Source organism: Bradyrhizobium sp. CIAT3101 (assembly GCF_029714945.1).
GTDB lineage: Bacteria > Pseudomonadota > Alphaproteobacteria > Rhizobiales > Xanthobacteraceae > Bradyrhizobium.
The window spans coordinates 3,756,022-3,775,883 of record NZ_CP121634.1 but is presented as its reverse complement, the minus strand read 5'-3'; the positions used below and the strand labels follow the sequence as shown (position 1 = coordinate 3,775,883).

At 61.3% G+C, this 19,862-nt stretch carries 17 protein-coding genes; 13 read left to right on the top strand and 4 right to left on the bottom strand.

Annotated features, from left to right (window positions below; genetic code table 11):
- Nucleotides 1–107: 107 nt before the first annotated feature.
- Nucleotides 108–1,553, bottom strand: coding sequence for a xylulokinase (gene xylB / locus QA645_RS17625; protein ID WP_283051828.1), 1,446 nt, complete (start codon nucleotides 1,551–1,553; stop codon nucleotides 108–110).
- Between the two features lie 240 nt (nucleotides 1,554–1,793).
- Between xylB and QA645_RS17620 the strand changes: the two genes are divergently transcribed.
- From QA645_RS17620 to QA645_RS17600, 5 genes are all read left to right on the top strand, one after another.
- Nucleotides 1,794–4,169: a glucose/quinate/shikimate family membrane-bound PQQ-dependent dehydrogenase gene (locus QA645_RS17620; protein WP_283051826.1), complete on the top strand. Its 2,376-nt coding sequence runs from the start codon at nucleotides 1,794–1,796 to the stop codon at nucleotides 4,167–4,169.
- 723 nt (nucleotides 4,170–4,892) lie between these two features.
- Nucleotides 4,893–5,213 (top strand): Wzz/FepE/Etk N-terminal domain-containing protein, encoded by a 321-nt coding sequence (locus QA645_RS17615; protein ID WP_283051824.1) that lies wholly within the window; start codon nucleotides 4,893–4,895, stop codon nucleotides 5,211–5,213.
- Nucleotides 5,210–6,280 carry a GDP-mannose 4,6-dehydratase gene (gene gmd / locus QA645_RS17610; RefSeq protein ID WP_283051822.1) on the top strand — a complete coding sequence of 357 codons (1,071 nt, stop codon included), beginning with the start codon at nucleotides 5,210–5,212 and terminating at the stop codon, nucleotides 6,278–6,280. The genes QA645_RS17615 and gmd overlap by 4 nt, the downstream gene beginning before the upstream one ends.
- Complete coding sequence (locus tag QA645_RS17605) at nucleotides 6,261–7,244, top strand: GDP-L-fucose synthase (RefSeq protein WP_283051819.1); 984 nt, start codon at nucleotides 6,261–6,263, stop codon at nucleotides 7,242–7,244. Before gmd ends, QA645_RS17605 begins: the two co-directional genes overlap by 20 nt.
- Nucleotides 7,245–7,439: 195 nt before the next feature.
- Nucleotides 7,440–8,159, top strand: coding sequence for a transglutaminase-like cysteine peptidase (locus tag QA645_RS17600; RefSeq protein WP_283051818.1), 720 nt, complete (start codon nucleotides 7,440–7,442; stop codon nucleotides 8,157–8,159).
- Nucleotides 8,160–8,194: 35 nt separating this feature from the next.
- Here QA645_RS17600 and QA645_RS17595 read toward each other — a convergent pair whose 3' ends face one another.
- The 3 genes from QA645_RS17595 to QA645_RS17585 form a co-directional block, all read right to left on the bottom strand.
- Nucleotides 8,195–8,560, bottom strand: coding sequence for a helix-turn-helix domain-containing protein (locus QA645_RS17595; protein ID WP_254194224.1), 366 nt, complete (start codon nucleotides 8,558–8,560; stop codon nucleotides 8,195–8,197).
- A 535-nt stretch (nucleotides 8,561–9,095) separates the two neighbouring features.
- Nucleotides 9,096–10,358, bottom strand: a complete 1,263-nt coding sequence (locus QA645_RS17590) for an oligosaccharide flippase family protein (protein WP_283051815.1) — start codon at nucleotides 10,356–10,358, stop codon at nucleotides 9,096–9,098.
- A 217-nt stretch (nucleotides 10,359–10,575) separates the two neighbouring features.
- On the bottom strand, nucleotides 10,576–12,888 hold the full coding sequence (locus QA645_RS17585; protein ID WP_283051813.1) for a polysaccharide biosynthesis tyrosine autokinase: 2,313 nt from the start codon (nucleotides 12,886–12,888) through the stop codon (nucleotides 10,576–10,578).
- A 217-nt stretch (nucleotides 12,889–13,105) separates the two neighbouring features.
- Between QA645_RS17585 and QA645_RS17580 the strand changes: the two genes are divergently transcribed.
- From QA645_RS17580 to QA645_RS17545, 8 genes are all read left to right on the top strand, one after another.
- A complete protein-coding gene (locus QA645_RS17580) occupies nucleotides 13,106–14,455 on the top strand; it encodes an O-antigen ligase family protein (protein WP_283051811.1) in 1,350 nt (449 codons plus the stop codon).
- Nucleotides 14,428–14,571, top strand: coding sequence for a hypothetical protein (locus QA645_RS17575; protein WP_254132228.1), 144 nt, complete (start codon nucleotides 14,428–14,430; stop codon nucleotides 14,569–14,571). The genes QA645_RS17580 and QA645_RS17575 overlap by 28 nt, the downstream gene beginning before the upstream one ends.
- Before the next feature lie 10 nt (nucleotides 14,572–14,581).
- Nucleotides 14,582–15,712 (top strand): FAD-dependent oxidoreductase, encoded by a 1,131-nt coding sequence (locus QA645_RS17570; RefSeq protein WP_283051808.1) that lies wholly within the window; start codon nucleotides 14,582–14,584, stop codon nucleotides 15,710–15,712.
- Nucleotides 15,709–16,716, top strand: coding sequence for a hypothetical protein (locus tag QA645_RS17565; RefSeq protein ID WP_283051806.1), 1,008 nt, complete (start codon nucleotides 15,709–15,711; stop codon nucleotides 16,714–16,716). The genes QA645_RS17570 and QA645_RS17565 overlap by 4 nt, the downstream gene beginning before the upstream one ends.
- Nucleotides 16,717–16,786: 70 nt before the next feature.
- Nucleotides 16,787–17,734, top strand: coding sequence for a hypothetical protein (locus QA645_RS17560; protein ID WP_283051804.1), 948 nt, complete (start codon nucleotides 16,787–16,789; stop codon nucleotides 17,732–17,734).
- Nucleotides 17,731–18,564 carry a sugar phosphate isomerase/epimerase family protein gene (locus QA645_RS17555; protein ID WP_283051802.1) on the top strand — a complete coding sequence of 278 codons (834 nt, stop codon included), beginning with the start codon at nucleotides 17,731–17,733 and terminating at the stop codon, nucleotides 18,562–18,564. The genes QA645_RS17560 and QA645_RS17555 overlap by 4 nt, the downstream gene beginning before the upstream one ends.
- Complete coding sequence (locus QA645_RS17550) at nucleotides 18,561–18,986, top strand: GtrA family protein (RefSeq protein WP_283051800.1); 426 nt, start codon at nucleotides 18,561–18,563, stop codon at nucleotides 18,984–18,986. Before QA645_RS17555 ends, QA645_RS17550 begins: the two co-directional genes overlap by 4 nt.
- A gap of 50 nt (nucleotides 18,987–19,036) precedes the next feature.
- A complete protein-coding gene (locus tag QA645_RS17545) occupies nucleotides 19,037–19,837 on the top strand; it encodes a glycosyltransferase family 2 protein (RefSeq protein WP_283051798.1) in 801 nt (266 codons plus the stop codon).
- Nucleotides 19,838–19,862: the final 25 nt, after the last annotated feature.

Sequence of the window (19,862 nt, the reverse complement as noted above, 5' to 3'; positions counted from 1 at the left end):
AATGCGTTTCCTGTCCGCGTTCGTTTTCAAGCGCGGTTCATCCATTAAACAAAAGCCCGTCGCGCAGGGCAACAGCGAACAGGCCAAAATGCGCAACCAAAGCGATGCTAGTGGCGCGGCCGATACAATTCATTCCAGGCGGGACGCCGTTCGGCGTAGGCCTCGACCAGCACGCGATCGGGCTCGAAAGTCTCCACGCGTTGCGGCGGCGTGCAGACGGTTTCGATTGCCTCGCCGGTGACAGCAAGCCGCCCCAATCTCGCCGCACCGAACGCCGCTCCGGTTTCCCCGTCGGCAAAGCGATGAATCGGAACATTGAGAACATTGGCCAGCACCCACAGCCAGAACCGGGACCGCGATCCGCCGCCGATGACATCGGCCTCCGCAACCGCGATGCCGGCGTCGCTCAGCGCGTCCCGGCAATCGGCGAGCGCGAAGGCGACACCCTCGAGCACGGACTGCACGATCGCGGTGCGGTCGGTGCCGTGGCTCAAGCCATCAAGCATGCCGCGCACGACCGGATCGTCATGCGGTGTCCGCTCGCCGGCGAGGTAAGGCAGGAAGCTGACGGGAGACGGTGCCTGCGGGCGCGCGCCCAGAGGCGCCAGCAACTCGCCTTCCGCGACGCCGAACAACCGCGACGCCCAGGCCAGACACGAAGCCGCCGAGAGGATCGCACCGGCCTGAATCCACATTCCGGGGATGGCATGGCAGAATGTGTGGACCACGCGGTCCGGATTGGCGGCGATATGGCTGGTCGGCACCAGCAAGGCGCCTGAGGTTCCCAGCGAGATGAACGAGGTTCCGGGCTTGATTGCGCCGATGCCGACGGCACCCGCTGGATTATCGCCGGCGCCGCCCGCGATCATCGGGCACCGCGCCATGCCCCAGCGCTGCGCCAGCTCGCTGCGCAATCTGGCTGCGGGCGCGCATCCCTCGACCAGGCGCGGCATGTGCGCGCGCGACAGGCCGGTCGCGGCCAATGCCGCATCCGACCAGTCCCGGCGCGCCGCGTCGAGCCACAGCGATCCCGACGCGTCCGAGACATCCTCGATCGCCTCGCCCGATAGCACCAGCCGCAGATAGGCCTTCGCCATCAGGACCCGTGTGGTCGCCGCAAAAATCTCCGGCTCGTGCGCCGCGATCCAGAGCAGTTTTGGCGCGGTGAACCCGGGCATCGCCTTGTTGCCCGTGATCGCGCGCAAGGCGGGCCAGCGCTGCTCCAGGATGCGGCACTCCTTGGCGGAGCGTCCGTCGTTCCAGAGAATGCAGGGCCGCAACGGCTTGTCGTTCGCATCGAGCAGCGTGGCGCCATGCATTTGCCCGGACAGTCCGATGCCTTCGACCGCCGCCAGCTGTTTTCCGTGCGATGCCCTCAAGGCATCGAGCGTGGCAAACGTCGCCTCGATCCACTGCGCCGGATCCTGTTCGTAATAACCGGGCTGCGGCGAGGCAATCGTCAGCGCCCGGCTCTCGCTCGCAATCACGCGCTGCGCGCCATCGACGAGAACGGTCTTGACTGCAGAGGTGCCGAGATCGATGCCGAGATACATGACGGAGGTGGCTCCCGAGGTCGGCGTCGCTGCGGACGCGCACGTCAAACATGGCGTGCGTATTTATAAGAACTTTGCGTCCGCGGCCTAGTGCGTCGCGGCTTTGCGCGCAGATGTTACATGAATGCAGCAGTTGACGGTTGCGAGTTCTGGTTGATTGGACCACAGTCCTAGAAAGTGGACGTCGTCTGTTGCGCTTGCGCTGCACAGGCGCAATACCTTTTGTGCGCCGGAGCAGCCATGCAGCGATCCAGGGCAGTCCTTATCACGGGTCTCGTCTACGCCTTGATCGGCTTGGTCCTCGCGGGAGGCGGCCTCTGGCTCGCCACACTGGGCGGATCCATCTTCTACATCGTTCTCGGCGTCGGCATTATCGCCACCGGCGCGTTGTTGCTGGCGCAGCGCCGTTCGGCGCTGTGGCTGTTTGCGATCGTGCTGGTCGGCACACTGGCGTGGGCCCTCTCCGAGGTGCAATTCGACTGGTGGCCGCTCGCATCGCGCGGCGACATCGTCGTCCCCATGGCGCTCTGGATGCTGACGCCGGTGATCGTTCGCGCCCTGTTGCGAGACGAGCCGGTGTCTTACCTCAGCGCGACGCTGCCACTCTGGATCGGCGTAGCCGCTTCTTCGGTCGTACTCGTCATCGCCCTTCTGTCGAGCTATCACGACATCAACGGTACGATCGCCGCGTCCGGCGCGGCCGTACAGCAAAGCGAAGCCGATCCTCAGCCTGATGCCGATTGGCGTGCGTATGGTCGTACGCAATTCGGACAGCGCTATTCGCCGCTGAAGCAGATCACGCCTGACAATGTCGGCAAGCTCCAGGTCGCCTGGACCTTCCGCACCGGGGACGTCCCGACGCCGGAGGATTCCGGCGAGACCACCTTCGAGGTCACGCCGATCAAGGTACGCGACACGCTTTATCTCTGCTCCCAGCACCAGGTGCTGTTTGCGCTCGACGCCAGGACCGGCAAGGAACGCTGGCGATACGATCCCAAGCTGGTGTTCAACAAGACGTTCCAGCACATGACCTGCCGCGGCGTCTCCTACCATGAGACTGCGGCAGGCGCCGTCGACAGCAGCGGCAGTCCCGCGCCCGCCGAATGCCCCAGGCGAATCTTCCTCCCCGTCAATGACGGGCGCATGATCGCGCTCGATGCCGACACCGGCAAGCTCTGTGAGAGTTTCGGCGATCATGGCAGCCTCGACCTCCAGCAGGGCATGGGGATCAAGACGGCGGGCTTCTTCGAGCCGACGTCACCGCCGGTCGTCAGCGACAAGATTCTCGTCGTCGCCGCCGCGGTGATCGACAATTATGCGGTCGAAGTGCCTTCGGGCGTGATCCGCGGTTTCGACGTCTACACCGGCAAGCTGGTTTGGGTCTGGGACTCCGGCGCGGCGGACGAGAATGAGCTGCCGTCGCCGACGCGGCACTACACCAACGGTTCGCCGAATTCATGGATCGCGGCCTCGTTCGATCCGAAATTGAACCTGGTCTACATCCCCACCGGCAACAACGGACCCGACATCTGGGGAGGCAACCGCAACGCGCTGGTCGAGCGCTATTCGAGCTCGATCGTCGCGCTCGACGTCAACACCGGCAAGCGCGCCTGGTCGTACCAGACGGTGCATCACGACCTCTGGGACATGGACGTGCCCTCACAGCCGAGCCTGGTCGACGTGACCACGGCCAAAGGCGTCGTTCCCGCGATCATCCAGCCGACCAAGGTCGGCAACATCTTTGTGCTCGATCGCAGGACCGGCGAGCTGATCGTACCGGCGCCGGAGCGCCCGGTGCCGCAAGGCGCCGCGCTCGGCGACCGCACCGCGCCGACACAGCCGTTCTCCGAGCTGACATTCCGGCCCGAGGCGAAGCTCACCGGCGCGGACATGTGGGGCGGCACGATCTTCGACCAGCTGCTATGCCGGATCATGTTCCACCGGCTGCGTTACGAGGGCACATTCACGCCGCCGTCGTTGCAGGGCACGCTGGTCTTTCCGGGCAATCTCGGGATGTTCGAATGGGGCGGCATCGCGGTCGATCCGGTGAGACAGATCGCCATCGCCAACCCGATGTCGTTGCCGTTTGCCTCGAGGCTCATTCCGCGCGGTCCACAAAATCCTCCCGCACCAACGGCCGAGAAGCCGGTCGGCAGCGAGGTCGGGACGCAGCCGATGTATGGCACGCCGTTCGGCGTGGATATCTGGAGCTTCCTCTCGCCGCTCTCCGTGCCGTGCTACCGGCCGCCCTGGGGATCGATGGCCGCGATCGATCTGAAGACGATGAAGATCGTCTGGCAGCATCCCAACGGCACGATCAGGGACACCACGCCGCTGCCCCTTCCCTTCAAGATGGGCGTGCCGATGCTGGGGGGGCCGATCACGACCGCCGGCGGGGTCGCGTTCTACACCGGGACCTACGAGTACGCGATCCGGGCTTACGACGTGCGCGACGGCAAGGTGATCTGGGAAGACCGCCTGCCGGCCGGCGCCCAATCAACGCCGATGAGCTACGAGGTCGACGGCAAGCAATACGTCGTCACCGCGGCCGGCGGCCACGGCTCGTTCGGCACCAAGCGCGGCGATTACATCATCGCCTACGCGCTGAAGGATTGAAGCGGGGCGAAGTCGCCTTTGGGTCATAAGCGGGCTTCGCCGGGTTGCCTCTCAATCGTCCGCTAATGGTTCGAAAGCCGTCACCAACAGAGTCGGATGCGAAGGTCCCCAAGGGCGCAAAATGGTTTCGGGCTGACTGTCGTTATCGATTCTGTTCGTCGCGGATACCGGTAACTTGCAAACGTGGGTTTATGGCGCGCTCGGAGGGTGGTCGGATTTCTAGCGATTTCAATAGGTTGCATAGGTCCGTCAACGCATGAGGTGCCTTTCCAACCCAAAAGTGTCTTAGAAAAGGTGGCGCTTTGAGATCATCCCATCTCACCTCCGCGCCTACCAATCCGTTCGGAAGTTCCTTGGTTTCGGTCGAATGTCTGGTCGACGGCTCGCCCGGCGAGACTTCAAGCGAGCTTTCGAAGAACAGGTCAGAACGGACGAGACGCGTTCGGCATACCCGAGTGCTCTGGGCATTCCGGCAAATGAGTCGGGTTTGGCGCGGCGAAGGACGGTGCGGAATATCCAGCGCCATCCAACACGATAACGCACAACATACTGGACGAGGCACCTACATCACTTCATATCAAACTGTTGCAAAGGTGTATTGTTTGTTCGCTACAGAAGGCAATCAACGTTACGGGGCTGGCGTCACGGCGCAGCGGGCGGTGCTTGGTCACGCCAAGACCATGAGCCGAGATACTCCTAGCCGGTAGAGTTATGCGACTGTCAATGGATATGCCGTCGCACAGAATCCGTATCGGCTACAGCGGTGGGCGGGACGAAGCTTCGTCCTCGATATCGGCCTTGATCGACCAGCCGTCCAGACTGGCTCGGCGGCAATATTGGATCATTGTCATCGTGCCTGCCGCGACAATAGCCATCGGCCTGCTGTACCTGCTCGTCACCCCCTCGCAATACACCGCGACAGCTACGCTTTTGATCGACGGCAGCACGCTGCGCGTCATGCAGAACCAATTGCAGCCGCAGGCGGATATTCCGCTCGACACGCTTCAGGCGGGCTCGCTTCGGCGGGAGCGAGCTGTAGGATGAATAAACCTATCGCTCTCATCACCGGTGTGACCGGCCAGGACGGCGCCTATCTCGCCGAACATCTGCTGTCGCTCGGCTATGTCGTCCACGGCATCAAGCGCCGCTCATCCTCGTTCAACACCGCGCGTGTCGACCATCTCTACCAGGATCCGCATGTCGGTAACGTGCCGTTCCTGATGCATTACGGCGACATGACGGATTCGACCAATCTGATCCGCCTGGTGCAGCAGATCCGGCCGACCGAGATCTACAATCTCGCCGCTCAAAGCCACGTCGCCGTCAGCTTCGAGAGCCCGGAATACACCGCCAACGCCGACGCCATCGGCGTGCTGCGTCTCCTGGAGGCGATCCGCATCCTCGGCATGGAGAAGGAGACGCGGTTCTACCAGGCCTCGACTTCCGAGCTCTACGGCCTGGTGCAGGAGGTCCCGCAGAAGGAGACGACGCCGTTCTATCCGCGCTCGCCTTATGGCGTCGCAAAGCTCTACGGCTACTGGATCACGGTGAACTACCGTGAAGCCTACGGCATGTTCGCCTCGAACGGCATCCTGTTCAATCATGAGAGCCCGATCCGCGGCGAGACCTTCGTCACCCGCAAGATCACGCGCGGCGTGGCGCGCATCGAGGTCGGTCTCGAGCAGACGCTCTATCTCGGCAATCTCGAGGCCAAGCGCGACTGGGGCCATGCCCGAGACTATATCGAGGGCATGCACATGATCCTGCAGGCCGACAAGCCCGACGATTTCGTGCTCGCCACCGGCGAGACGCGTTCGGTGCGCGAGATGGTCGAGCTGTCCTTCGCGCAGGTCGGTCGTCGCGTCGAGTGGCGCGGCACTGGCGTCGAGGAGACCGGCATCGATGCCAAGAGCGGCAAGACGGTGGTGAAGATCGACCCGACCTATTTCCGCCCGACCGAGGTCGATCTTCTCATCGGCGACGCCAGCAAGGCACGCGCGGTGCTCGGCTGGAAGCCGAAGCGGACCTTTGCGCAGCTCGTCGAAGAGATGGTGGCGAGCGATCTGGCCGAGGCCAAACGGGACATTGCAAATGGCAAGCGTACCGTTTGAGCTGAAGGGTAAAAGCGTCTATGTCGCCGGCCATCGCGGCATGGTCGGTGCCGCGCTGGTGCGCCGGCTGGCGCGGGAGGACGTGAAACTCGTCACGGTGGACCGTCGCGAGGTCGATCTCTGCAACCAGGCCGCGGTGTTCGACTGGTTTGCGAAGGCGCGGCCGCAGGTGATCTTTCTTGCCGCGGCTAAAGTCGGCGGCATCGTCGCCAACAACACGCTGCGCGCCGAGTTCATCTACGACAACATCGCGATCGCGGCGAACGTGATTCAGGCCGCGCAACAGAACAACGCCGAGAAGCTGATGTTCCTCGGTTCGTCCTGCATCTATCCAAAACTTGCACCGCAGCCGCTGCGCGAGGACTCCGTGCTGACCGGCCCGCTGGAGCCGACCAACGAACCCTACGCTATTGCCAAGATCGCCGGCATCAAGATGGCGGAGGCGTATCGCAGTCAGTATGGCTCCGACTTCATCAGCGTGATGCCGACCAATCTCTATGGCCCCGGCGACAATTATCACCCTGAGCTGAGCCACGTCGTCGCCGCGCTGATCCGTCGCTTCCACGAGGCAAAGGTCTCGGGCGCGAACAGCGTCGTGGTCTGGGGCACCGGCACGCCGCGGCGCGAGTTCCTCTATGTCGACGACATGGCGGATGCCTGCGTGCACCTGATGAAGACCTATTCCGGTGCGGACCTGATCAACATCGGCACCGGCGAGGACAACACCATCGCCGAGTTCGCGCGCGTGGTGGCCGAAATCATCGGCTATCGCGGCGAAATCACCTACGATACCTCGCGTCCCGACGGCACGCCGCGCAAGCTGCTCGACGTCTGCCGTCTCGCCAAGCTCGGCTGGCGCGCGACGACGTCGCTTCACGATGGCCTGAAGCAGGCATACGCGGCGTACCTGTCGGATCATCCAGCCGCGACACGTCTAACCGTCTCAAGTCTTGCGCTGGACTAGTGAGGAAGAGGGCGGCCCGGAGGGGCCGGTTCTGGCGCTCGCCGCGGCGTCACGGTCCGCACCTTAACTGAAATCACACCATGGCGCCCCCGCGAGGCTGCTTTCGCGGAGATCCATTCAATTTGAAGCAATCGCTTAGCGGGATCGCGAGCTGTCTCTGCCAGCCTTCCATTCGGAATCTGATGGGGAACGGGCATGACGAGATTCTGCATGGAGGGGCGGACCGCCGCCACACGGCTTCGCGCATGGACACTTGCCGCGATTGCCGTGGCCGCCGTCTTCGCGTTGGATGCTCTCCCGGCTCGCGCCTTCCTTGCCCGTCCGGCGCTGTTCGCCGCGGTCGGCGGGGCGACGAAGGCGCCCGGCGGATGGTTGCAGCTCTGCGCCGCAGATACCGACGAATGCAAGCCCTTGGCCGATCAGGCGCGCGAGGTGACCCTCACGCCGGATCTGCTCCAGCAGCTTTACGAGATCAACAAATACGTCAACGACCGCGTGACCTGGACTAGCGATTCCGAGCTCTACGGAAAAGCTGAACGTTGGGCCTACCCGCTCGACCGAGGCGATTGCGAGGACATGGTTCTGCTCAAACGCCGGCTGCTCGCCAAGGCCGGTTGGCCACAGGGCTCCTTGCTGATCACCATCGTCGAGGAGCGCGGCCAGGAGAAGACGCGTCACGCGGTGCTGACCGTCCGGTCCGACCGCGGCGAAATGATCCTCGACAACCAGACCCCGGAAATCCTGTTCTGGTACGAGACCAGCTACCGCTATCTATCACGGCAGAGCGCCGACGACCCGAATGTCTGGGTGTCCTACGGCGCCGGCCAGACCAAGCCAGCGATCGCGGTAGCGAGTTCGGCTCCGGTTGCGCCCTCGCCCTACCCCCTGCCTCCCCCGTTGGGGATCAAGCCCTAAAGCGCGAACGCGGCCCTCCATGTGCGGATCAAGTTTTAGCCCTTCTCGGGACGCCGAGGCCGCGGCTCATGCCGTGCACGAAGTTCCTCTTCGTACTTCAGCTTCTCCAGCAACATGTCAGTAACAAGACGTCGCAATTGGGCGTTTTCGAGCTCCAGCCGCTTGATCGTATCGCCAGACGAGGCATCGCGCGGTCCACCCACGCTGCTCATGATGTCGTTGTCAGCGTCATCCGCCCCCGCATCAGGAGATTTGATCATCTTCTTCCAGCGGTGATAGGTCATGACACTCACGCCAAGAGCTTTCGATATTTCGCGCTGAGTCTTGCCTCTGGCCACGAGTTGATCTGCCTGGGCCAGCTTGGCCGAAATCTCCTCCGAGGCATGCCTTTTGCCAACCATATAGTGGCCCTCTCCGGCCGATTCTTGCCCACCAAGAGCTAGTAATCGCAAATCGTAAACCTTTTCAATAGGCCGACGATACCCCTGGACCAGCTATTCGTCGCATGGCGACCTTGGCGCTGCGATCGCTCGCACGGGGTACATGAGGCGACAAGCCGAGCAACCAGGGTCAAAATGCCAGACAGGCCACTTAAAACCGTTGCGAGCCCGTTTCGCGACGCATGCTCGCCTCGATATGCGTCGGGCGATCACATCAACTATCAGTACGATATCGAGCGTCAGGCTCCGGGCATACCATAGCATAGACCGAGCGCGGTCACGCCGGCATCGATTATCCGCGCCGGCCAAGCGGGCAAGATGAGCCACGGCTAATCAGCCGTCTCGGGCGCTGTCGGAACGGCGCTACCAACGCTCAGAACATCGTCAGCGATCAATAACATCCAAGCCGATCATATTCGGCGTGGTGGATTCATGACGTCGAAATTCGTAGAGATCAACCTTGGCAGGAACGATGACCTTGGGCAGATCGTAAATTTCAGCGCGTCGCTCTCAGCACTTCCTGACCCGAGATCATAGCGGTCACCACGCTGGCGACGACAAGCCCCCAAACGACTCCGGTCAACCCTGACTCCCGTTGCAGGATCAACGCCGAGCCGAGGAATGCGATCAAGCCTGCGGCCCGGACAAACATAATCGCGCGCGTCCGGTTCAGCGCCAGCAGCGCTCCCGCCATCCCCTGATTGACGGCTTCGGTCACGACCAAGATTGCAAATGGCCACATCAAAGGAGCAGCGGCAACGATCTCGGCTCTCCTGTAGAAGAATTCCAGGACCTGGACAGGCCATCCGACAAGAATGATCGAAAATCCGGATGCGAGAAGCACGAACACTGCCGTCACGGCCGATACGCGCTTGCGCATGGCGTGGCCATCCGATCGGGTCGCAGCTTCGGCAAGCCGCGGCACGGTCAACTGATTTATGGCAACGTTGATCTGACTGACTGGCGTGACGATGTTGAACAGCGCACGCAGGGCTCCTCCAGCGGCTGGCCCGGCAAACGTCGCCACAAGCGGAATGACACCCTGGCTGCCGACCCAGGAGATCAAAGACGCGCCCAGCAACCAACGGCTGGACCGAAACACGTCGCGAGCCACCTCATAGATGGCTGCACGCGAGACGACATCGACCGGCGATATCCGGGCCGCGACACCTAAAATCACAGCTGGAATGCTGGCCGCCGCCCAAACGAAAATCGCCATCACCGGCGTAAGCCGGTCAAGCAGAACGAGACATGCGAGGAGCCCGAAAATCGTTAACGCATAACTCACGCCGCTCAGCGCGGCGATGTCAACGCGATCTTCGATGTAGCAGAGACGACGAACAAATGATTGGAAGCGCTGAACCGGATTTACGACGGCCAGGCAAAGCAGAATTGCGCCGAGCTCCGGCGACCAATACAAGATCGTGATGCCCGCGGCGGCGACGGCAACGCTCGTCAATCCGCCCAATCCTATGCTGATCCACGCGACCGCGCTCCTGAAGTCCCCACGCGGGCCACGCACCCGCGTACTGGCGAATGCCGGCAAGGCGTCGTTAATCAGCGCGCCCGTCACGGTCTCGGCCAATATCGAGGTCGTCCAGGCAATGCTGTAATAGCCAAAACTTTCCAAGGAAACGTGGTTGGCCAGCACGATCGTGAAGAGGAAATTCGACAGGCTCACACAGCCCTGATCAACGAGCGCGAACAGCGCGCGGCCTTTCCATCGACCGGCGACGCGCAAGGCACTCGTCAGCATCATTGCTCCCCCACGACCGCGTTGGCCGATGAGGCAGTCCTTAACCGGCCTTTGGAACAGGTATGCGACAAGCCGGGCTGCTTTCCGAAGAACCGTGTCAGAGTTCGATATTGGCGAGACACAAAGCGCTCGAACGAGCAACGCAGCGACGGGCGCGATCGGTTGATTTGCCTACAGCAACTGCTGTGCTTCAATGTGACGCCACTCGATCGTCGGTTGCTCAGTGGGCGTAGTCGGGTTGCGCGTAGTAGCCGACCACGTGATGTTCGTGGCGGCGAAATGCGTTCATGTCGACCTTGTTGAGAACGGCTCCCAGCAGCCGGTCGTGAACCTCGGGCGCCGCCAACATCTGCTGTCGAACGGCCACCAGGCTGGTCCGTCCCCACTCTATTACGTAGACATAGGAATCGACGAGGCTGGCGCTCGCGCGCACTTCCGTGACAGGCCCCAGCGGAGGCAGGTCGACGATAATGGTATCGAACTGCTCCCGCAGGCGTGTAATCAGCATCCTGAACGACTCCGAGGCGAGAACCTCCCGCGACGGCGCGAGCGGGGAGCCAACAATGGCCGGGAGAAACGCCAGCCCAGTCGTTGCATCGGTGCGCACCGCATCGTCGAGCTCGACCCTTCCGTCCAGGACCTCAAGCAGGCCGTTCCCCTCCTGTGCACCGGCGACGCGGCTCAACGACGGATTGCGCACATCGATATCTATCAAAATGACCTTCTTACCAGCCTGGGCGATCAATTCGGCAAGATTGCTCGCCACCGTCGACTTTCCTTCCGCCGCGTAGGTCGACGTGACACCGATGACCTTGCAGGGCTGGCCGCGTCTGCCGATATCCGCTGCCACCTTGATCGATCTGATCGCGTTCGCAAATGGCGACAACGGCGCAAAGACGACGAACCGGAAAAATTCGCCTCGTCGGGGCGGCAGATGATTTCCCGCTTCTGCGGCCTTGGGCCATGGCACGCGCCAGCGCCGACGCGGGTGCGGCTGCACACCGGGCATCAACCGCGGCACGACGGCGAGGCAGCTCGTCTGCAGGATCTCATGCACCTGCCGGGTCGTACGAAATACGCGATCAAGCACTTCCCATGCAACGGCAACGATGACGCTCAACCAGAGCCCAACGAGGATAGAGCCCCCTAGCACGGAGAACGTCTTCGGCCCGCTTTTTGGCGCTCGCGGATTCGCCGGGCTGACGAGGCGGGCCTCGGTGATCGGGAACGACTGCTGTTGAATCGCTTCCATGTAGCGCGTCAGAAAGTTGTCGTAGATGCTGTGATAGGCTTGAGCGTTGGTTTCGAGCTCCCGTAGACCGATCCGCTCGCGACTGGTCGTGCGGGCGTCCGACACCATGTCGGCGAGCTTGGTCTTGAGCGTTTCCTCCCGAGCCTTTGCGATCTCGTAATCGCTCGTGTTGCTCTCCGCGATGCGGCGAAGCTCGGCCCCGATCGACTGGCGGATCTGGTACATTTGTTCGCGTAGATTGATCGTGGCCTGGTGGTCATTGCCATAACGGGTCGACAAGAGTCCCTCCCGCGCGGCGAGGTCGAGGTACTGGTTGCGCAACCGGATGACGACTTCGCTCTTGATCGATTCCGCCACCCCCGCGTCAGGGATATCCTGCTTCAATATCTCCTGGATGCGATCGACCCGCGTCTTAGCATCGCTGCTCGCCACGCGAGCGGCGCTCAGCTGGCTTGCCAGGTCCCCCAGCTGCTGCTCCTCGAGGGCGCGCATGCTTGTGCTCGCGCCGCCTGGCGAGGAGGCGATCCCAATGTCGACGATATTGTTGTTTTGCTTGTAGTCGAGAACCGCGCGATCGACGGCGGTGGCCTGCGTCCGGAGCTCAGTCATTCGCTCTTCGAGCCATTTACTGGCTCGTCGCGTCGCCTCGTATTTCGCGTCAAGCTGATCGACGATGTAGGCCTCAACAATGGCATTGGCAATTTCGGCTGCCTGGGCCGGGCGCCGCGAGGTGAAGGCAACGTCCAGCGCGTAGCTCCGCCCGACACGTGTGATAGCACGCTGACGAAGGAAGCTGTCGAGAGCAACCGCAATGCGCTCGTCTTCCGAATGGTCCGGGCCCCGCATGTCGTCGCCGCCGAACAGCCAAATGGAGGGCGTCAAGAGCGGGCGCCAGAGCCCTGCCCGCACGAATTCAGGATCGTCCATGAGGTGCAGGTCCCTGACGACGGACTTGGCGACCTTGTCGGACTTGAGCAACTCGACCTGGGATTCCACCTGGGCCGTGTCAAGCGGGACATCGGCCGGTGAGGGCTGCAGCGCCCGCAGCTTGCTGGAGTCGATCATCAGAACCGCATGGGCGGTGTACTCGGCCGGAGCCGTCAACAGATAGACAAGACCAATGCCGGTAGCGAGCCCGGTCACGATCGCGAATATCATGTAGCGGCGCCGGAGAAAGCCGCTGATCCGCTCGACGAGGTCGGAAATGGACACGGATAGGCCCGCCAGCTCGCGCTCGGACAGATCAGCCCCTCTCTCGTGCAAGTGCGTTCGGGTATCCATGTTTGCAGAGTCCAGATTCCGTTGCGCTCGCAGGGAACCACTCGCAGTCACCCCTCCCCCCACTGACATGATAGCTTTACAGTATCATGACGTTATATCTTATCATCATGATAAGACCTTCAAACGCACACGACGGGTCATCATGTTGATAACATTACCGACTACGCTTGCCGGCGCTCGATCAAGCCTGATGGAAACCCGAACAGGCGCCGAAACGATGCTGAAAGGCGACCATGCCTGCGAGTGGGAATTTGCTGGAAACAACCGGATGAGAGGCCGCGACCAAGCATCCAGGCTCGAGATGTATTTCGCCACCGCCCTGCTCGTCTTTTCTTCCGGAGTGGTATACGTCGCATTCTTGCCGGACCCTGCTGGCGAAACATTCGTCGCAGCCGGCGAGTCCGTTGTGTACGGGGCGTTATGGGCAGCTGGATACCTGGTATTGGCCTTGTTCATCGGCCTGCACTTCCGCGGTGTTCTAACGGTATTCACGACGCATTGGCCGATGCTGGTCTTACTCTTTGCGCACCTACTGCCGGAACTCATCGAATCTCATTCCTGGCCACGTCTCGTGCTGCTGTTTGCCACCGTGACGTTTTGCGCATGGATGGCGTCTCGCTTTTCTCCGCGCCAGATGATTGTCACGCTAACCTACGTCCTGCCGATCGTGATCATCATCCATTCCTTGAGCCCAATCGTGAATACGACTTACGAAGCTGATCTGGCCGAACGGGAAACCCTTATCGGCTCTATAGCCTATGCCGGCCTGTTTTCACACAAACAGCAGGCGGCAATGACATTCAGCATCTCATTCATTTTCTACACGTTGCTGATCTTTGCATCGCGGGTTTCCTGGCAATGGAACTTGCTGGGCGCTGCGACGAGCCTTCTTTTTCTCCTTCTCAGCGGATCGGCGAACGGGATCGTGGTGACCTTGGTGACGCTCGACGTCTCGCTGTGTCTGTGGGCGCTCATAAGAAACAGGACATACCTCTTCTATGTCAGCGCGTTCACTTCCATCGTCATGGCGACGTTGCTGTATGTCCAATCAGACCTGCTGTTCGGAGCGCTGGACCGCTCGTCTGATCTGACCGGGCGGACGACCCTGTGGGAGCAATGGCCTGGATTCTTCTATGACCGCCTGCTCACCGGGTACGGCTACTCTGGCTTCTTTGTAGAAGACGGCCCGGCCGAACGACTGTGGGCCCTGGATGACTATTTCCGTGCCCCGAACTTCCACAATTCATTTCTCGATGTCGGCATAGCGGCGGGCGCACCCGGTTTGCTTTCGCTGCTGCTGATTTTGTTGTTCGGTCTCATCGGCACCTGCTCGGCGGCCTGCAGGTCTCGCCGGTCGTTCGTCGTGATCTTTTTTGCACTGTTCCTGGCGGCCTGCCTGTTCGGAATAGGCGATGGCTCGCTGTTGGTTCACAATAACTTCGTTACGATCTGTTTCGTTACGATCTATTTCAAGTTCGGGATCAAGTTGCGCGCGCGGATCACCCCTGAATTTGCAATTCCACTTCGACGAGAGGACGCATGGCCGCTTCCGCGCGCGGCGGAGTGAAGCAACACGACATCGCGGACGAGGCCAACGACGGATTGATTGTCCGCGAAGAGCGAGCGCTTTCAGGCTGGGATGAGCCACATTTCGAGGCCAAGCCGAGTGAAGCATGGATGTAGGGACTAGAGCGTGCGCCGGCAGCAGTTCGTAGTAGTGGGCGGAGGATTCTTCGGTTTGTATCTATCCGAATTTCTTGCCCTAAATGGCCATGCGGTCCTGCTTTGCGAGCGCGAGCCCGATTTCATGCGGCGAGCGTCACATAACAACCAGGCCAGGGTTCACAACGGCTACCATTATCCGCGAAGCGTTCTGACCGCGCTGAGATCCCGTGTATCGTTCCCTCGTTTCGTGGCCGAGTTTCGGGATTGTGTTATTTCCGATTTTCACTCGTTCTATCTGATCGGCTCGAAACTCGGCAAAGTGACCCCAGCGCAGTTCGCGAAATTTTGCGAGAGGATCGGGGCACCATACGAAGTTGCTCCGAACTGGCTGCGGAGCCTGACCAATCCGAATTTCATCGAGGCATGTTTCTCTGCTGTGGAATACGCCTTCAACGCCGACGCTCTACGGTCAGTCATGCACCGCCGCATCGCGTCGGCTGGCGTCGAATGGCGGCTGCAGACCACAGTCGAGAAGGTGCGCATCGAAAGGGACCGCCTGGCAGCGACCATTCGAAATGCCGATGGCTCGACCGAGGACGTCATAGCCGATCAGATATTCAATTGCGCTTATTCCAACATCAATCATTTGCTGACTAATTCTGCGCTTCCCGCGATCGCACTCAAGCACGAAATGACCGAGATGTGCATCGTTCAGGTTCCCGAGGTGCTCCAGAACGTCGGGGTCACCGTGATGTGTGGTCCATTCTTCTCGGTGATGCCGTTTCCTCCGCTGGCGCGGCATTCATTCAGTCACGTGCGATACACGCCTCGCTACGAGTGCTTCGAGGAACCAGGTGGTGATCCGACCAGGCTCTGGACCGCGAAGCCGTCTGCCAGCTCCTGGGAATTCATGCGCCGCGACGCCGCTCGGCACATGCCCATCCTCGGTGACTGCCGCCATGAAGACTCGCTGTGGGAAGTCAAGACCGTGTTGCCTCGGAGTGAAACCGATGACTCCAGGCCAATCCTCTTCCGTCCCAATCACGGCCTCCCAGGGTTGCACAGCATACTCGGGGGCAAGATCGACAATGTCTACGATGTGATTTCAGTCATTGAAGCGCAGGGCCTCGTGACACGAACCGGGAGCACGCAGCGGTGAAAAGTGACGCCTTCGTTTCCGTCATCATCATCGTCGAGCGCCCGGATGACTCTTTGAGGAGCGGCGTGGCGGCGGTATGGGACGAACTTAATACGCGGTATTCGGATTATGAGCTCATCCTGATCGTACAAGGACCGGCGCGGCGTCTCGTCGACGCCCGCCTCGCCGATATTCTTGCCACAACGCCGGGTCTTCGCCTCATTCAACTGGCCTACGCGGTGGACTACGAAGTCGCCTGCAGCGCTGGGATCGACAACGCCATCGGCGATTTCGTTGTCATTTTTGATCCGATCGTCGACCGCCTGAAGTCGATCAGCGATGGGGTCGTCGCCTGTCAGAAGGGGACCGACATCATCATTGGCGTCAACAGCCGCCCGCTGCCGCCGCTCTATGGTTTGACGCGCAGCTTGGCCAGCCGACTGCTCGCCGCAATCGATTACCAAATCCCGGCGAATGCGACTGGATTTCGTTGCGTGAGCCGGCGAGCGATCAACGCTGTCATCGAAACCGGTCGGTTCCACCATCAATTCGCCCAACGCCTCCAGAAGACCGGCTACTCGTCAGAAGCGCTGGTTTATGAAACCAAAGTCGACGTGCATCGGCAGCGATCGCTGTTCCGCGCGGCCAGGAGATTTCTCCGCCTGCTCGTCTTCAATTCGTCACGACCTCTGCGGTGGATGTCGGGCGTCGGGCTGCTAGGAAGCTTTCTGGGCTTTTCCTTTGCTGTCTACGTTTTGCTCGTCCGCCTCTTGAAGCGCGGCGTGGTCGAAGGTTGGACGACGACGGTCCTCTTCTTGTCAGTGCAGTTCATGCTGTTGTTCGTCATTCTCGCTTTCATCAGCGAATACCTCAGTCGTTTGCTCGAGGAGCAACGGGGGACGAGCGACTACGCCGTCATATATGAGAAGCACAGTCCGGTTGGGCTCGGCGACGCACGGGTAAACGTCCTGTCGCAATCGACGTCTACGGAAATCAATGAGGTTCAGACGGCAATCGGTGCATAGCTCGTTTGGACAATGTGAGGTCCTGGCTTGCGGATCTGGATTTGAAAGCGGCGCAAGGCGCGGAGAGCGAATGGCAAACGCACTAATTGGTCATACCGGGTTCGTTGGAACAAATCTCCTTCTGGCCCACGAGTTCTCGGCCCGCTTCAACTCGCAAAATATCTCCGATATCGAGGGCAAGCGGTACGAACTGGTAGTCTGCGCCGCCGCGCCCGCGTCGATGTGGGCCGCCAACAAGGACCCGGACGGCGACCTGGCCAATATCCGCAGGCTGCTGTCCCATCTTGAGAAAGTCACCGCCGAGCGTTTCGTGCTGATTTCGACCATCGCCACGCTCGCCGAGCCAACCGGCCTCGATGAAGACGCCAACCGCTTCGAGGCGAACAAAGCCTACGGCTCCAATCGTCGTTTCCTTGAAGAAGCGGCGGCGGCGCTGTTTCCAAAGATACACATCCTGCGCCTGCCGGCACTCTACGGCGTCGGCCTGAAAAAGAATTTCATCTTCGACATCGCCAACCCGATCCCCTCGTTCCTCACCGAAGCGAAATTCGCCGAACTGAGCGATCGCCTTCCCGGGCCGGCAGCTGCGGTTCTGCGCGCCGTCTATCACCACGATGCAGCATTGGGAATGCTGCGCTGCGACCGCAAGGCGCTCGTCGGCACCGGCCAGATCGCGTTGACCGACGCCCTCTTCGACGCCGGCTTCTCCGCGGTACACTTCACCCATGCCGACAGCACCTTCCAGTACTACGGCCTCGATCGCCTTTGGCGGGACATCGAAGTCGTCGTCGCGAACGAATTGCCAATCGTCCATCTCGCTCCGGAGCCGTTGCGGGCCCGCGACATCCACCAGACGCTGACCGGGCGCCCCTTCGACGGCAGAACCGCTCCTCTCTATCATGAGGACATGCGAACGCGTCACGCGACCTTGTGGGACGCGAAGGACCCATACCTCGTCAACTCCGCGGGTGTGCTGCACGATCTCAAAATCTTCTTCGAGAAAGGCGCGATGTCGTGAAGTTTGCCGTTTCCAACATCGCTTGGCTCTACGCCGAGCGATTAGACGCTTACGCGGTCCTTCGCGACCACGGCTTCTCCGGCCTCGAAATTGCGCCGAGCCTGCTGTTCGCCGAAGAGAACGATCCCTTTGCCCCGTCCGTGCAGGCGGTGGGCTCGCGCGTCGCCGAATTCGAACGGTTCGGTCTGGAGTTGGTTTCCGCCCAGTCGCTGCTTTTCGGTGTCGATGGCGCGGATCTGTTCGGCTCTCCGTCAGGTCGGGAACGTTTCGATACCGGCCTTGCACGCGCGATCGAGTTCGCCGGACGCCTCGGCATCCCCAATCTCGTCGTCGGATCACCGAAACAGCGCATCGTGCCCCCAGGCCTCTCGGAGGACGACGTGACGGGCCGCGTGAGGGACGCGTTCTGCCCGCTGGGCGATCTCGCAGCCGCAAACGGAACGCGGCTGGCGATGGAACCCAACGCTGTGGGCTACGGCACGAACTTCATGACCACCGTCGACGAGACGATCGCCGCAGTTCGCAAGATTGGCCATCCGGCAGTGACGCTGAACTTCGACACGGGCGCACTGTACATGACGGATGGCTACGACGACATCGCCGCCAGCGTTGCTGAAGCCGCGGCCTATATATCCCACGTCCACGTCTCTGCTGCGAATCTAGCGCCCTCACCGGTAAGTGAAGCCGACGCACACTCCCTGCTCGATGCCCTCGCCGACATTGAGTACGATCGCGCCGTATCGATCGAAATGAAAGCCGTTGCGGATGGTCTTAAGACACTGAAGGCGTGTGTCGTCCGCCTGCGCGCCGCGGCCGAAAGCTGGTCATGAAGATCCTGGCGTTTCCATCTTGGGAAATGCTGCGTTTCGCGGCCGTGATCGTCACTGGACTAGCCGTGGACCTAACGACGGCCTTCGGCGTCACCGCGGCTCTCGGCCTGCCCATGGCGGCGGGAGTGGCCGCTGGCTTCTTCGTCGGAGCGTTGTTCAACTATGTCTGCCACGAGCTCTGGACGTTCCGCGAGAAAGGACGCGCGCTCTCGGCGCATCGAGCGTCGCTCTACCTGATGTCGGCCGTCCTCGTCCTCTGCGTACGCGTTCTCGTCGCCTCTTCGCTATCGCCGTGGGTGGCGAGCCTAGCGTCGCGCTTCGCCGTGCTGATCGCGGCGGCCGGCGTCTCATTTGTTGTGAATTATCTACTTAGCCGTTTCATGGTGTATCGCCGCGTGTCGTCACGCTGCGAGACAGTCTGATGCAACGCGGCGCTCAGGTTCCAGCACGGTGTCGAGAGGTCCAAAACGGAATGGAAGTCATTACGCAGGAGCCATCGACGGCTCGCCAAGTTCCCGCCTTCGACATCCATCTCTACAATCCCAAGCGAAGCCGCCACGCGCTGGTCATTCCCGTGATCAACGAGGGCGAACGAATACGCCGGCAGCTACGGATGATCGCGGACGTCGCTCCCCCCGTCGATGTGATCGTTGCCGATGGAGGCTCCACGGACAGTTCGGTCGATGCGGAATTTGTTTCGGCCCTTCCCGTCCGCGCCGTGTTGGTCAAGACTGGGCCGGGTAAACTCAGCGCACAGTTGAGAATGGCTTACGCTTGGTGCCTCGACGAAGGTTACGAGGGAATCATCACGATGGATGGCAACGGTAAGGATGGCGCGGAAGCGATCGCCTCGATGTGCACCAAACTCGCCGAGGGTTACGATTATGTCCAGGGCTCTCGATATCTTCCAGGCGGCAAGGCAGAGAATACGCCCCTGGAACGCACCCTCGCGAACCGCTGCATCCACGCGCCACTGCTGAGCTTCGCCGGACGGCATTGGTATACTGACACGACCAACGGCTTCCGCGGGTACTCCCGCCGTTATCTTCTGGATTCCCGGGTTGCGCCTTTCCGGGATGTGTTCCAGCGGTACGAGTTGCTGTTTTATCTCACGGCACGGGCCGGTCAGTTGGGGATGAAAGTCTGCGAGGTGCCGGTTCGCCGTAGCTATCCCCTCGGCGAAGCGCCCCCCACGAAGATCGCCGGCTTCAAGGGCAAGCTCGCCATGCTCGGCGAGTTATTCGACGTCGTCAGGGGCGTCTACGTCCCGTGAAGCAACGCGTCTCCCTGTTCACTCG